We start from the raw sequence: 15412 nt of genomic DNA, 5'->3' as shown, positions 1-15412 counted from the left end.
TTGCTCCTTTTTTTATGGAATAACGTGAGGCTTACATCTGCTGTCCGGTTCCGATACCCAATACAGAACCACAGAGAAGAATCCGTGCAATGTATTCCTCTCCGTGATTGTGTAACTTAATTCTGCTCTTTAATGCAAGGAGAAGGCTGAATTAAATAATCTCGATGCCTTGTTTCCGGCATAACTCCAATCCCACATCCTTTAACTTGAATTTCTGTATCTTTCCGCTGCCCGTCATAGGGAACTCATCAACAAAGAAGATATATTTAGGAATTTTGTAACGGGCTATCTTGCCATCGCAAAAGTCACGTACATCGAATTCGTTCATTTCCACCCCTTCGTGCAAGATGATGAATGCGCCTACCGCTTCTCCGTATTTCTTGGAGGGGATACCGGCTACCTGTACATCTTTTATTCCTTCCATCTGATACAGGAACTCTTCTATTTCCCGTGGATAGATATTCTCTCCGCCACGGATAATCATGTCTTTTATTCTTCCTGTGATACGATAATTACCTTCTTCGTCTTTCACTCCCAAATCCCCTGAGTGGAGAAAGCCGTTCCGGTCTATCACTTCGGCGGTTGCTTCGGGGTTTTTGTAATACCCCTTCATGGTGTTATACCCTTTGTTGCACATCTCGCCTTGTACGCCTATGGGACATTCTTCGCCTGTTTCCGGATCGATCACTTTTACTTCCGTAAACTCGAAATCACGGCCCACTGTGTTGCAGCGTACATCAAACGAATCGTCGATGCGGGAGGCTGTCATGCCGGGAGAAGCTTCTGTAAGCCCGTATACACTGGTGACCTTCATAAACATTTTCTCTTCTACACGTTTCATCAGTTCTACCGGACAGAGTGAGCCTGCCATAATGCCGGTACGCAGACTGGACATATCGAACATATCAAACATGGGATGGTTCAGCTCGGCAATGAACATGGTAGGAACCCCGTATAAGGCCGTGCAGCGTTCCTTGTGGACGGAGGCAAGTACCAGCAGTGGGTCAAAGCGTTCCACCATTACCTGCGTACACCCGTGTGTAAGGCAGTTCATGGTGGCTAACACCACTCCGAAGCAATGGAACAGGGGTACGCAGACACATAGTTTGTCATCGGAAGTGAATTTCATGTGCTCGCCCGTCAGGAAACCGTTATTGCTGATGTTGTAATGGGTGAGCATGACTCCTTTGGGGAAACCGGTCGTGCCCGAAGTGTACTGCATGTTCACTGTGTCGTGGCAGTCCACCTTCGCTTTCGCTTCCAGCAGCTCGTCATCGTCTATGTTGCATCCCAGAAGCAGAATCTCGGCGGTGTTGTACATACCCCGGTATTTCTCGGGGCCGATGTAAATCACGTTCTTCATGCAGGGGAAGCGTTTGCTCTTCAGATATCCGCGCTGGCTGGTCTTTAGTTCGGGCAGCATGGCGTAGACCATATTTACATAGTCGTCATTGCCACGGTCTCCGTTTACGATACACAGCGTGTGCATGTCCGAGTTCTGGCAGAGGTATTCCAGTTCTGCCTGTTTGTAGTTGGTATTTACTGTTACGGCCACGGCACCGATTTTGGCGCAAGCGTACAGAAAGGTCAGCCAGTCGGGCACATTACCCGCCCAGATTCCTACATGGGTTCCCCGCTTCACGCCGATGGCTAGCAGTCCTTTGGCCATGTGGTCTACACGTTCGTTAAATTGTTTCCAGGTGAAACGCAGATTACGGTCGGAATATACGATATATTCTTTATTGGGGGTGGTGAGGGCCCAATGTTCAAGCCAGTCACCAAGGGTTCTTGTGCTTAATTCCATCATAAATCAAATAGGGGTATAGATAACGGCCAATATTTTGGCGGCTTGTCCTTGATATCCGTGTACGTGGTGCGGAACAATAGAATCATAATAAATACTGTCTCCGGCTTTGATCAGATGGCATTTTTTACCATGGCATACTTCGATGGTGCCTTCCATGACATAGATAAACTCTTCGCCTTCATGCGAGGAGAGCGAGAAGTGGGTTTCCTCTGTCGGTTCTACGTCCACGATGAATGGTTCCATATGCCTGTCCGCTTTTGATTTTGACAGTGAGTGGTAGCGCATATGTGTACGCAGGTCCATTGCATTGTTCGAGAAACTGATGGTATCCTCACTCTCTTGTTTCCGGCAGATTACTGCTCCTTGTTCTTCCTGGTCGTCCAGAAAAGTGCCCAGACGTACCCCTAACGCACGGGCTATCTTGATGAGGGGAGCCAATGAAGGAAGATCTACATTATTCTCTATTCGTTCTATTTGTTCTTCGGCAAGGCCTGAGCGTACGGCCAGTTCGGCTACACTGATTTCTTTTGTTTCACGTAGTGATTTTATTTTTTCACCAACAATCTTTGTGCTGTCCATGGTTTGTTTTTAATAAGTTTGCAAAGTATAAAGTGCAAATATATAATAAAAAAGAATTGGACAGTCTATTTTTGTTCTGAATATGTAAAAAAGGTAAGTTAGTGACGAATTGCCGGTCATTTATCATTAATAGTCGGTAAGTTTCGAATATTTGTGTTTTTTGTTCTATCTTTGTTCTCGAAACTTAATTAAAGACTAAAACTTATGTTCTCAGGGATTGTAGAAGAATATGCGGAGGTGGTGCGTATTGTAAAGGAGCAGGAAAATCTGCACCTCACCTTGAAATGTTCGTTTGTGGACGAACTGAAAATAGACCAGAGTATCTCTCATAACGGCGTGTGCCTGACTGTTGTCAGTTTGCAGGATGGCACGTACACGGTTACCGCCATGAAAGAAACGATAGAGCGTTCCAACATCGGCTTGTTGAAAGTGGGAGATAAAGTGAATGTGGAACGCAGTATGATGATGAACGGGCGGCTGGACGGTCATATTGTGCAAGGGCATGTGGATCAGACTGCCGAATGTATGGATATAAAGGATGCTGAAGGGAGCTGGTATTTTACTTTCAGATATGCGTTTGACAAGGAAATGGCGAAGCGCGGTTACATCACGGTGGACAAAGGCTCGGTTACGGTGAACGGTGTGAGTCTGACCGTTTGTAACCCTACGGAGGATACTTTCCAGGTTGCCATTATTCCTTATACTTACGAACATACCAATTTCCATACTTTTAAAGTGGGAAGCATTGTGAATATAGAGTTTGATATCATCGGCAAATATTTAAGCCGCATGATGCAGTTCTCCTGATTCTTTCACCGCAGGTTGCACAGATGATTGTTAAAGATGAAAAAAAGGTTCTTTGTGGAAATCCGGAATTATCCGCATCGGCTTTTGAACAAAAAAAGAATCTGTGCAATCTGTGGTAAAACAAATATCAGAATTATAAATCTTTTAGCAATATCTTACTGGTGCTTTTATAATATTCTTCGCGGGCATTGGTCAATGCCTCCCAAGGACCGCTATATCGTTCCCGGTCTATTTTGAAGGCTTCTGTTCCGGCTATGTCCAGTCTGTTCAGCAGCATAGCCACGTTCATCCGGTTGATATCTACTGACGGCAAATAGCCTATGCTTTCATCGTCACCGTCCATAGAAGTTTCGTAAACCATGTGCATGTCCTGTAGTTCGTATAGGATTTTCTTAGTGAGTCTTATCGGGATTTTATGTTCGTCGCTGAGTGTCTCGGCGGTATAAGGAGTCTCTTCCGTTTCAAATCGTTTGCATATCAGAGACATGATGAGGATGCACAGAAAGTCGTGATAACGGCGGCTGATATTTGCCGTCTCTTTGCTGAAGCTGTAGTTGCGAAGATTCTGTGCCACATAGCAAAGCTCTGCGCCATACAGGCAGATTCCCCATGAAATTTGCGCCCATAACAAGAACATTGGAATAGCGGCGAAACTACCATAGATTGCATTGTATCTTGATACCCATATCTGACTGCCGATATACAAGTATTGAAAAGCCTGAAAGGCAGTGCCTGCGATGATACCCGGAATGATGGCATATTTCAGTTTCACTTTAGTATTGGGCATAAAGACGAACAGCCCCGTGAACATGGCCCAAGTCAGGATGAAAGGAACCAGGCGTACCAGAAATTTCATCAGGGGTGCCAGTAATACGAAGTCCTCCATGTTTTTCACCATGGTGGACATAAAGATGGTAAGACCACTGGAAAGTACGATAAGTAGGGGTAACAAGAGCAGGATGGAGAAATAATCCGTCATTTTGCGATACAGCGTACGGGGTTTCTTCACTTGCCATATATAATTGAAGGTACGTTCTATGTTATAGGTTAGGCTCAAAATGGTCCAGAACAACATTACCAGACCCACTCCGATAAAAACCCCGCTTTTGGCGTGCACCAGATAAGAGTCAATCAGGCCGAGAATGGTTTCGGCAGCCGCACTCTGTCCTTCAAGACCGCTACGGAACTGGGTTTCCAGCAGGTTGGAGAAACCAAATCCACGTGCGATGGCGAATAGAATGGCCAAAATGGGAATGATAGAAAGCAGGGTGCTGTATGTCAGTGCGGATGCTTTATTCAAAATACGTCCCTGAGTGAACTCACGAATAGAAAGAGTGGCGATTTTTATTGCATTATAGAGTATTCCTCGGGATTTGCTAACCTCGTCTTCTGTCACTCGCCATATATCATCTTTGAGAAACGATTGCAGACCTTTCAGTTTTTCCTTGTTCATGGTACTCATAAGCTCTTTATTAGGATATATGAAAAAAAGCAGCCGGCCTGTAAGCCGGGTTCTGTTCCTCGCCTTGCGGCGAAGTGCCTGCCATTTATCTACGCCTGTTGTCACCAACAGGCTCTAGCGGTCTACCCTCCGACGTGGGGCGAGCAACCCTCATAATGTCGGTTTACATGACCTTACAACTCCTAAGACGTACAGCCCGTCATGTCACCATGCGGCTGGTGGGCTCTTACCCCACCTTCTCACCCTTACCCCGTTTCCCGTAGGAATTGTGGCGGTTGTTTTCTTCTACGTTACTCCACCTTCGCAGATGGCTTTCTGTTAGGAAGTAGGATGCTCTGCGTTGCCCGGACTTTCCTCTTTCGCCTTGCGACGTCAGCGGCAGACCGGCCGGCTGCTTTTAAGTTTACAAAGATAGCGATTTTAGGTTAAACGTAGGATAATAAAGCGGAAAAAAGTAAGAAAATAAATGAAAAAACAAAGAAAGAGCGGAACAGCCCATTACTTTTTCTTGGTATATATAATAAAGAGGAGAAAATCAGTGATGCTTGGTTCGGCACTCCTGCTTATTGTATAGAAACAACGGTAAAAACAGGAAGAATATTTAAAATAAATGAACTGTGCCGGAAAGAGAAGTGGGTGCTGTTTTCACTTTCCCTCTCCGGACACGGAATTTAGCGGTAGAATCCCAATTCGTTTCTCAATGAACGCACTTCCTGTTGCAAAAGTTCTATACGTTCCAGCATGTGGTGGATGGCGTCGATTCCTGCAATATTGATGGATAAGTCATAATATAAATGCGTGTAACGCTCCAGCTCCGCTAGTTGGGATGCGGGGAGGTAGCGTTCCTCGTCAATCACCCGGACTTCGATCAGTCCGTCTTCTTCCAGTTCCGTAATGAACGACGGGTCCACATGGCAACGGTCGCAAAAATCGTTGATAATAATTAAATCGCTCTGCATAATCCTTCTCTTTTTTTAATTGCTACTATCTTTTAATTGGCGGAACAACTCTTTCTGATGTTCGGTAAGGTTGCTAGGAATGGTGACATTATAAGTTACTATCAGATCGCCAAATTTGCCTTCTTCCTTGTAAACAGGAAAGCCTTTGCCTTTCAAACGGACTTTGGTTCCGTTCTGGGTTTCAGGTTTTACTTTCAGTTTTACCTTGCCGTTCAGTGTGTCCACGGTTTCTTCACCACCCAGTACGGCGGTGTAGAGGCTAAGCGGAGCATTGATATATAAATCATTCCCCAGACGTTTGAATACAGGATCGTCTGGAATGATAAAGGTGATGTACAGATCGCCTGCAGGACCACCGTTTACTCCCGGTGCACCATGACCACGCAATTTGATAGTCTGTCCGTTGGCTATACCTGCCGGAACAGTGATACGTATGTTCTTTCCGTTTACATTAAGCACTTGTTTGTGTGTTTCGGCGGCTTCACGCAATGAAAGTTGTAATTCAGCATTATAGTCCTGTCCACGGAATCCGGCACTTCGTCCGCCGTTTGCACCGCCACGATGTCCGAACAGTTCTTCAAAGAAATCAGAGAAGCCACCTGTGCTGCCACCGAAATGTGCACCGCTGAATTCTTCTCCTCCATTGCCGGAATACCAGTAACTGCCGTTACCGTCCGTACCGAATCCGCTTCCGGCTCCACCAAATCCTCCGAATCCACCGGCTCCTCCATATTGTTGCTTTTGTTTTTCAAATTCGTCGGCATGTTTCCAGTGTTCACCGTATTCGTCGTATTTCTTACGTTTTTCCGGGTCACTCAGTACTTCGTTGGCTTCATTTATCTCCTGAAACTTATCTTTGGCCCCAGGGTCATTCGGATTCAGGTCAGGATGGTATTTGCGGGCCAGCTTACGGAAAGCCTTCTTGATATCATCTTGGGTGGCGCTTTTGTCCACTCCCAATACTTTGTAATAGTCTATGTAAGCCATATTATATATTTGTTAAATTTCATCTGCTTTAAGGGAAACAAAATACATGCCAATTGGTTGTGTTCTGTTTTTATTTTATTATCTTTGCAGCGAATTTTTAGAAATTATTCTAAAGGAAATGAGGGGATTGGCAATCATATTCAGGTTTTTTATGCTATTAGTCCTGCTGCTTCCTGTGGTTGCTCTGTGTCCTGTGAAGGCGGAAACAACCCCGGAAGGGCCTATCCTTATTGTCACTTCTTATAACCCCGAAACTCGTAGTATTTCTGACAACCTGTCTGCTTTTATGGATGAATACCGACAGCGTGGCGGCAAGTATACTCCGATCATAGAGAGTATGAACTGCAAGAATTTGTCCGAGGCTTATCTGTGGAAATCGCGTATGGCCTCCATCCTTGGTAAGTATAAAGGGAAAAACCGTCCGTCACTGGTTATATTGCTGGGGCAGGAGGCATGGTCGGCTTATATTTCACAAGACACGGAGATAGCTAAAAAGACTCCGTCCATCTGTGGTATGGTCAGTGTCAACGGACTGGTATTGCCTGATGATAGTATCGACACACGGGTATGGGAACCTGAAAGTAAGAATATTTATACGGATTTCGGCGATTATAATATTGTTGCCGGTTATGTATATGAATATGATGTCGATAAAAACATAGAGTTGATGCGTCGCTTTTATCCTGATATGCGCCGTGTGGCATTTATATCGGATAATACCTATGGCGGGCTGTCTATGCAAGCCTTGGTTAAAAAGGAGATGGAGAAGTACCCTGATTTAGAGACGATTTGGCTGGACGGTCGTACGGAAACCTTTATGGAAGTGAGTGAAAGGATGCGCAGATTGCCTCAAAATACGTGTGTATTGTTGGGAACATGGCGTGTGGACTGTACGGAGAGTTATGTTATTGGTAATACGACTTATATGCTGCGTGATGCGAATCCTACCCTGCCTGTGTTTACTATCGCATCTGTGGGATTGGGACATTGGGCATTGGGAGGATATACTCCCGAATACCATGCGGTAGGAAAGAATATAGGCGCGGTTACTTATGATTTTTTGGATAAAGGAGATAGAGAAGGGGTGGACTTGGTGACTATTCCCGGAAACTATACTTTTGATATAAAGCGTTTGCATGAATTCAAATTGGATTCATTGAATCTTCCTCAGGGAGCGGTGTTGGTGAACAAGACTCCTTCGCTTTATGAGCAGTATAAATATTGGGTCATAGGGGTTGTTTCGGCGTTCATGTTCCTGATAGCCTGTTTCTTGATAGCCATATATTATATTATCCGTATCAACCACTTGAAACATCATCTGGAAGTGTCTGGCGAGGAGTTGTTGGTAGCCAAGGAGAAAGCGGAAGAATCCAACAGGCTGAAGACAGCTTTTCTGGCCAATATGAGCCACGAGATACGCACTCCGTTGAATGCTATTGTGGGATTTTCCAGCGTGTTGGTCAGTGATGATTCCTCTCCTGCCGAGAAGGCGCAGTATTGTGATATCATTCAGAAGAATTCCGATTTGTTGTTGCACCTCATAAATGATATTCTGGACATCTCGCGCATGGAATCCGGAAAAATAAAATTCGTATGGGAGGAATGTGATGTAGTAGAGTTGTGTCAGACGGCTTTGTCTACAGCGGAGTATGGACGCAAGACCAGCGCTTTGTTTCTGTTCGAAACTCCTGTAGCTTCGCTGGTTATCAAGACGGATGCCCAGCGCCTGAAGCAAGTATTGATTAATTTGTTGTCCAATGCCGCTAAATTTACCCCGTCCGGTTCTATTAAATTGGCGATTGCCATAGACAAACAGCATCAACAGTTGGAATTGTCTGTGTCGGATACCGGTTGCGGTATTCCGTCCGATAAGAGCGACAGGGTTTTTGAACGTTTCGAGAAATTGAATGAATATTCCCAAGGTACAGGGCTGGGATTGGCCATCAGCAGGCTGATAGTCGAGAATTTGGGAGGTAAGATATGGGTGGACAAGGATTATACCGAAGGCGCCCGGTTTGTATTCACGCATCCTTTAACTAAAAAAGAAAAAGAATAGAGATATGAAATATAGAATATGTATCAGCGCCCTGCTGTTGTGGGCGGGTATGCAGGTGTCTGCATCCAATAATCAGAAAGAAGTGGTTATCAAGATTATAGAAACCAGTGATGTGCACGGGAATTTCTTTCCGTATAACTTTATCGAACGGAAAGAATGGAGTGGAAGTCTTGCCCGTGTTCATTCCTTTGTGAAAGAGCAGCGTGAGAAATATGGGGATAATTGCCTGTTGATGGATAATGGGGATATCCTGCAAGGTCAGCCTACAGCTTACTATTATAATTTTATGGATACCGTGTCTACCCATGTGGCGGCGGATATGATGAATTATATGGGATGTGTGGTAGGCAATATGGGTAATCATGACGTAGAGACCGGGCATGCGGTGTACGACCGTTGGATAAAACAGTGCGATTTTCCGGTACTGGGGGCTAACATTATAGACAATGCCACCGGAAAACCTTATCTGAAACCCTACGAGGTGTTGGAGCGTGACGGAGTGAGGATAGCGGTTCTGGGTATGATTACTCCGGCCATTCCTTCATGGTTGCCGGAGAAGTTATGGAGTGGCCTGCATTTTGAGGAAATGGAGCCCTGCGCACGTAAGTGGGTGAAGATTATAAAGGAAAAAGAGAACCCCGATGTCATTGTGGGATTGTTTCATGCCGGAAAGTCGGGCAACGTGTTGGGACAGGTGGTGGAAGATGCCTCTATGGATGTTGCCAAACGGGTCCCGGGCTTTGATGTGGTGCTGATGGGGCACGACCATACAAGGGAATGTGTAAAGGTGCAGAATGTGGCAGGAGACAGTGTGTTGGTCATTGATCCGGCAAACAATGCCAATGTGGTTTCGGATGTGACCCTGACCGTAACAAAGAAAGACGGGAAAGTGGTGGCGAAGTCGGTGGAGGGCAGATTGGCGGATATGAACAAGTATCCTGTCAGCCAGGAGTTTATGGATAAATTCGCTCCTCAATATAAGGCTGTAAATGACTTCGTATCCCGTAAAATCGGTACTATTTCACGTACCATCACAGCGAAGGATGCTTATTTCGGTTCTTCTCCTTTCATAGACCTGATTCATCAGTTGCAATTGGAAATTTCGGGTGCTGAAGTGTCCTTCTGTGCTCCGTTGTCCTTCCGGGCAGAGATTAAAGAAGGAGACATCTATGTGAGTGATATGTTTAATTTGTACAAGTACGAGAACATGCTGTATGTGATGGAACTCTCGGGCAAGGAAATTAAAGATTTCCTGGAAATGGCATACGCCATCTGGACTAATCAGATGAAGAGTCCCGAGGACCACCTGATGCTTTTCAAGGAGCCGGTAGAGGAGGGAAAGCGTGCTAATTTCAAGAATTTCAGCTTTAACTTTGATTCTGCCGCAGGTATTAATTATACGGTGGACGTGACCAAGCCGGCAGGAGAGAAAATCACGATTCAAAGCATGTCGGACGGGACTCCCTTCAGTATGGATAAGGTTTATAAAGTGGCTTTGAATTCTTACCGTGGGAACGGTGGCGGAGATTTATTGACCCTTGGAGCAGGAATTTCCAAGGAAGATTTGGCAAAACGTATTATTTTTGCAACCGATAAGGATTTGCGTTATTATCTGATGCAATATATTGAGCAGGAAAAAGTGCTGCATCCTCATGCCATGCACCAGTGGAAGTTTATTCCGGAGGAATGGACTGTGCCTGCCGCAAAAAAAGACTATCAATTGCTGTTTGGCGAGGAAAAGAAATAATAGTTGAGCAAGAGAAGGTACATAATAGCCCCGTTATTACTGCTGACGCTGTTTTTAACGTATCAGGTAAGCATCACCTTGTTTACCCACGTTCATATTGTGAACGGGGTGATGATTGTGCACTCTCATCCTTCGTCCGGCAAACACCATACGCATACCACAGGACAGGTTATTTCTATTGCTCATCTGAGCACTATTCATACTTTGGAGGCCGAGGTTCAGGCCGAGATGACTGTATTCCGTCCTTTGTTGTATGTTTTGGAATATAAGATAAATACTTTCCGCGCGAAAGCGCTTTGCGCGCAATGTATCCATTTGCGCGCTCCTCCTTTTCATTGCTGAAACAAAGGTATATCTGTTGATGGAATACATTCGGACAATCCCTTTAACAGATGGGAATGTGTTTTTGCCATAGGGCTACACACATTCTTTATTGAATAAACCGAAACATTTTAGTAATAGAAAAAAAATAGATGAAACAATATATTCTGTTACTCGTGCTCATGGTGATGGGTGCGGGTATCAATGCGTATGCAGAAGATGTAAATCCTGTGAAGGAAGGCAATGTGATTTCAGGTCATGTAGTGGAAAAAGGCACGGAGAACAGCCTTCCGTATGCTGCCATATTGATTGTGGAAACCGGGCAGGGTACGGTGAGTAACGAGGACGGTGAGTTCCGTTTCAAGAAGGTTCCGGCAGGAAAGTACACATTGAGGGTTCAGTTACTGGGCTATGAGACACAGGAAAAGAAAGTGACCGTCAGTAACGACTTCACGGTAGATGTTCATTTTTTGATGAGTGATGAAAGTATTATGACGGACGAGGTGGTTGTATCGGCCAATCGCAATGAGACAAGTCGCAAGGTGGCTCCGGTGGTAGTCAATGTGATGAATGCCAAGCTGTTCGAATCGGTGAACTCTACCGATTTGGCTAAATCCTTGAATTACCAGTCGGGGCTGCGTGTGGAGAACAACTGCCAGAACTGCGGCTTCCCTCAAGTACGTATCAATGGGCTGGAAGGACCTTATTCGCAAATTCTTATCAATAGCCGTCCGGTAGTCAGTGCTCTGTCCGGTGTATATGGCTTGGAGCAGATTCCGGTGAATATGATAGAGCGTGTAGAGGTTGTCCGCGGAGGAGGGTCGGCCTTGTTTGGTGCTAATGCAGTGGGCGGAACCATCAATATCATCACGAAAGACCCCATCAACAATTCATTTCAAGTTTCTTCAACAATGTCCAATATGAACGGCAAGGTGTGGGAACAGTATATGGGAGCCAACGCCTCTTTGGTGTCAAAAGACAATACATATGGCATCGCTTTGTATCAGTCTTATCGGAACCGTAATCCGTATGATGCGGACGGGGACGGTTTCTCGGAGTTGGGAAAGCTGAACATGAATACGTTCGGGCTGCGTACCTATTACCGTCCTACGCAGTTCAGCCGTATCAGTCTGGAATATCATACCACGAATGAGTTCCGTCGCGGAGGGAATAAATTTGATTTGCAGCCGCACGAAACGGATATCACCGAACAGACCAAGCATGTCATCAATAGTGGCGGATTGAGTTATGATCTGTTTTGGAAAGAATACAAGCATAAGCTTTCTTTCTATTCTTCCATCCAGCATACCGACCGTAACAGTTATTATGGTGCGCAACAGGATGCGAATGCATACGGAAAGACGAAAGACCTGACTTGGGTGGCAGGTGGCATGTATGTGGGTAATTTTGAGAAAGTTTTATTCTCTCCTGCTACTTTTACCGCCGGGTTGGAGTATCAGAACAACTCCCTGCACGATGTTATGACCGGTTATCACCGTGATATGAAACAGGATGTGCGTATTGCCAGCGCTTTTGTGCAGAACGAATGGAAAATGAATCAGTTTGTATTCCTGGCCGGGTTCCGTCTGGATGACCATAACCTGATTGACAATCCTATCTTCAGCCCCCGTCTGAACCTGCTCTACAAACCGAGTGACAAACTACAGGCACGTATTACCTGGTCTACCGGTTTCCGTGCGCCGCAGGCATACGATGAGGATTTGCATGTTACCGCAGTAGGAGGTGAGGGCGTGCTTATCAAGTTGGCGGAAGGGCTGAAACCGGAGCATTCCAACAGCATCAGCGGCTCCATTGACTGGACGGCGAATATCGGTCATTTCCAGACCAATTTGTTATTGGAAGGGTTCTATACCGGATTGGATGACGTGTTTGTTCTGGAGGATATGGGCCATGACGAGAACGGTAACAAGGTGAAGGAGCGTCGCAACGGTAACGGGGCACGTGTGTATGGCGTGAATCTGGACGGAAAGATTGCACATGGACGTGATGCGGCTTTACAGGTGGGCTTCACGGTGCAGCGCAGCGAATATACCGAGCTGGAGGCATGGAGTGAGAATCCTGAGGTAGCGCCGGTGAAGCGGATGCCCCGTACTCCTGACTATTACGGTTATTTCACATTGACATCTGCTCCGTTCAAGAATTTCGACTGCTCCTTGTCCGGTGTGTACACAGGCCGGATGCATGTGCCGCATTTCGCACCGACAGAGTTGCCCGAGGAATATATAGGACAATATATCGCTAAAGATGAAATGGTGCATACTCCTGATTTCTTTGATTTGAATGTGAAACTGAATTACACATTTGTATTGAATGACCATATCAAATTGCAGTTAAACGGTGGAGTACAGAATATTTTTAATGCTTTCCAAAAGGATTTGGACAAAGGTGGTTATCGTGACTCGGGTTATTTCTATGGGCCTACACAGCCTAGAACGTATTTTGTGGGGATCAAGATTACGAATTGAATAATCTGCTGATTTGTCAATGTGCTAATATGTCAATGGGGTACGCTTTGTTCCGCATGGCACATTAGCACATTGTCACATTGACAAATTAACAGATTGATTTATTACCAACTACTGACAAGTGACTATACTTTTCTGTAATCCGGAATCCCGGATCGGGATAATTATATAAGGGGAAGCGGTGTTCTGTTTCTCCTTCCATATATTTCCACAGACTGGCATATTCTTCTTTCTTCTCGCCCATTTCCTGCAATTGCAGCATATATTGCCAGATAGACTTGTTTTCCTTGATGTATATTTTTTCCATCTGATGAATAATCGGACTATGCTGGCGGGTTGGGTCATGGTCAAATTCCAGTATCCGTTTTCCCTCTTTTGTCATACCGATAGTTACGAAAGTCATGCTCTTGCCTATACCCGGCAGGTTCAGTACGCTGCGGTCTGTTGCTACGAAAGGAATCTGATGGAAGGTGCAGAAACGCTGTACGGCTGCCGCACGGTCTTTACTGTTTCTCAACAGGTTCAAAAACTCCTTTTCTTGCTCTGCGGAAAGTTTTCCCCATCTTTTTTCCTCTTCTTTCTCCTGTAAGGAACGGCTGTTCGGTGTGAATACCGCATAGTTCTCTTCAAAACCTTTTACCGAGAAAGTGTAGTAACACAATACACCCAATCCGTTCAATACTTTGCGCAGCTTGGCGGTATGTCCGCGACGGGAAGCCGCCACATTATATACTAGCTGGTTGGTGATAGTCCACCCGGCTGCCAGTATCTTGCGGATAGCTTCACGCGCTTCGGGTGTTACTTCCAGTGGAGTCTGGAAATGCGTTTGAATCAGAAATTGTCTGACCCCTACGGCAGATGCCTTTTCTTTGAACTCACGTAAGATATCCAATAGTTCGTCATTGATTCGCATGGGCAGATATACCGGGAGCCGGCTGCCCAGGCGTACTCGTTGCAGTTCCGCATATTTCTCTCCTTCGGCGCGTTGCAGGTTTGCGTTTCGTTTGCGGACAGCCATTTTGTAGACGGCTTCCAATATATTGCGCAAGGTCTTGTTCTGGCTCATCAATGCATCGCCTCCCGTAATCAGGATATCCCTGAGCTGAGTGTCGTTCTCGAAATATTCCATCAGTTTTCTCAACCTCTTGTCCCAGCTCTCTTTCGGTTTCAATTCCTCGAAGTTGAAGTTCAGACGTTCACTTTGGAAGTCGTACATGCGCTGGCAGGATGCACACAGGCCGCCGCATGCACGTCCCATCGAGTCGGGGATAAGAATGGCCACATCGGGATAACGGCGGTGAATGTTGTGTCCGTCCGGCAGCAGCCATCCTGCAGCGTTAGGCTTTCCGTCCTCCACAGCATCTTCTTTTTCCCATGCGTGGATGTTACCGTATGTTTCCACCAGTTGGGGAGAGTACAGAATATAGCTTCGTATGGCTGTATCATCATATCCTTTCCCCGTAGGATTCAACAAAGACAGATAGTAAGGGGTGATAAAGACAGGCATTCCTTTCTTGCGTGCTTTGTGATAAAGCTGCAAGGTCTCTTCGGATAGGGAGTTGCCTAGCATTCGGTTCAGTTCGGTAGGGCTTTTTATGGCCATTGCCAGATGAAAACGGGCTTCGTTCCACCATTGGCAGACCAGCTGGCGTTTGTCCTCTTCCGTGCTTCCTTCGGGAAAAAGATAGCGGCTGGAGGGCGCGTGTCTGTTTTCTATTTTCTGGATAAGAAGGGAGATAATACGCTCTTTGTTTTGTCGGCGGATAGCCCGGACATCCTCATTCAGTCCGCTGGGCCAGCGTTTCATCCATTGTTGCACTTGTTTTTCATTAGGTAGTTCCTCCTCTTCGTGATAAAGCCGGTCAAACTGGTGATACAGGTCAATCCATAAATCAACGGAAATCTCTTCATTGATGATACTATTCGTTAAAAACTTCCAAAGCAGTGAGATGGTTTCTATTTTAATCTCCTGTTCTGTAGAGGCTTCGTAAATGGTTTTTCCATCGTTATCTATCAGTCTTTTAATTTGCCTTGCGGCAGCAGGATTGTAAATAGGACCGGATAATAGATAATCGTTCAGCTTGTTTTTGAAAGCTGTTTCATCCTGGCTTTCTGAAGCCAATGAAGTGAGTTGGGTTAATCGGGTTTCGAATAGTGTTTTAATGCCATGGGTGGATAACATCTTATTCTTTTGTTTCATA

Annotated in this window: 11 protein-coding genes and 1 other RNA gene; 5 read left to right on the top strand and 7 right to left on the bottom strand. The window is 45.5% G+C overall.

Going from position 1 to position 15412, the window contains the following annotated elements:
• Positions 1–151: 151 nt before the first annotated feature.
• Together AB5935_RS04330 and AB5935_RS04325 are read right to left on the bottom strand one after the other, a co-directional pair.
• A complete protein-coding gene (locus tag AB5935_RS04330) occupies positions 152–1804 on the bottom strand; it encodes an AMP-binding protein (RefSeq protein WP_008652358.1) in 1653 nt (550 codons plus the stop codon).
• A gap of 6 nt (positions 1805–1810) precedes the next feature.
• Positions 1811–2386 carry a helix-turn-helix domain-containing protein gene (locus AB5935_RS04325; RefSeq protein WP_007838175.1) on the bottom strand — a complete coding sequence of 192 codons (576 nt, stop codon included), beginning with the start codon at positions 2384–2386 and terminating at the stop codon, positions 1811–1813.
• Between the two features lie 204 nt (positions 2387–2590).
• Here AB5935_RS04325 and AB5935_RS04320 point away from each other — a divergent pair, with 204 nt between their 5' ends.
• Positions 2591–3193, top strand: coding sequence for a riboflavin synthase (locus AB5935_RS04320; protein ID WP_005843829.1), 603 nt, complete (start codon positions 2591–2593; stop codon positions 3191–3193).
• A gap of 133 nt (positions 3194–3326) precedes the next feature.
• Here the strand turns inward: AB5935_RS04320 and AB5935_RS04315 are convergent, their stop codons facing one another.
• The 4 genes from AB5935_RS04315 to AB5935_RS04300 form a co-directional block, all read right to left on the bottom strand.
• Complete coding sequence (locus AB5935_RS04315) at positions 3327–4655, bottom strand: YihY/virulence factor BrkB family protein (protein ID WP_007838176.1); 1329 nt, start codon at positions 4653–4655, stop codon at positions 3327–3329.
• A gap of 25 nt (positions 4656–4680) precedes the next feature.
• An RNA gene (gene rnpB / locus AB5935_RS04310) (RNase P RNA component class A) lies at positions 4681–5050 on the bottom strand.
• A gap of 276 nt (positions 5051–5326) precedes the next feature.
• Positions 5327–5614 carry a chaperone modulator CbpM gene (locus tag AB5935_RS04305; RefSeq protein WP_007838178.1) on the bottom strand — a complete coding sequence of 96 codons (288 nt, stop codon included), beginning with the start codon at positions 5612–5614 and terminating at the stop codon, positions 5327–5329.
• Between the two features lie 15 nt (positions 5615–5629).
• Entirely contained in the window at positions 5630–6601 is a 972-nt protein-coding gene (locus AB5935_RS04300; RefSeq protein ID WP_007844996.1) for a DnaJ C-terminal domain-containing protein, read from the bottom strand.
• A 46-nt stretch (positions 6602–6647) separates the two neighbouring features.
• Between AB5935_RS04300 and AB5935_RS04295 the strand changes: the two genes are divergently transcribed.
• The 4 genes from AB5935_RS04295 (at position 6648) to AB5935_RS04280 (ending at position 13211) form a co-directional block, all read left to right on the top strand.
• Positions 6648–8657, top strand: coding sequence for a sensor histidine kinase (locus AB5935_RS04295; protein WP_007843842.1), 2010 nt, complete (start codon positions 6648–6650; stop codon positions 8655–8657).
• Positions 8658–8661: 4 nt separating this feature from the next.
• Complete coding sequence (locus AB5935_RS04290; RefSeq protein ID WP_007838181.1) at positions 8662–10404, top strand: bifunctional metallophosphatase/5'-nucleotidase; 1743 nt, start codon at positions 8662–8664, stop codon at positions 10402–10404.
• A 3-nt stretch (positions 10405–10407) separates the two neighbouring features.
• Entirely contained in the window at positions 10408–10746 is a 339-nt protein-coding gene (locus AB5935_RS04285) for a hypothetical protein (RefSeq protein ID WP_007838183.1), read from the top strand.
• A 131-nt stretch (positions 10747–10877) separates the two neighbouring features.
• Positions 10878–13211 (top strand): TonB-dependent receptor, encoded by a 2334-nt coding sequence (locus tag AB5935_RS04280; protein WP_007843845.1) that lies wholly within the window; start codon positions 10878–10880, stop codon positions 13209–13211.
• An 88-nt stretch (positions 13212–13299) separates the two neighbouring features.
• Here AB5935_RS04280 and AB5935_RS04275 read toward each other — a convergent pair whose 3' ends face one another.
• On the bottom strand, positions 13300–15411 hold the full coding sequence (locus tag AB5935_RS04275; RefSeq protein ID WP_368327336.1) for a KamA family radical SAM protein: 2112 nt from the start codon (positions 15409–15411) through the stop codon (positions 13300–13302).
• Between the last annotated feature and the right edge of the window lies 1 nt (position 15412).

Origin of the sequence: Phocaeicola sp. RTP21198st1_B8_RTP21198_201120 (assembly GCF_040929485.1) — a bacterium.
GTDB lineage: Bacteria > Bacteroidota > Bacteroidia > Bacteroidales > Bacteroidaceae > Phocaeicola > Phocaeicola dorei.
The sequence above is the reverse complement of the archived record's forward strand: the minus strand, read 5'-3'. Positions and strand labels throughout refer to the sequence as shown.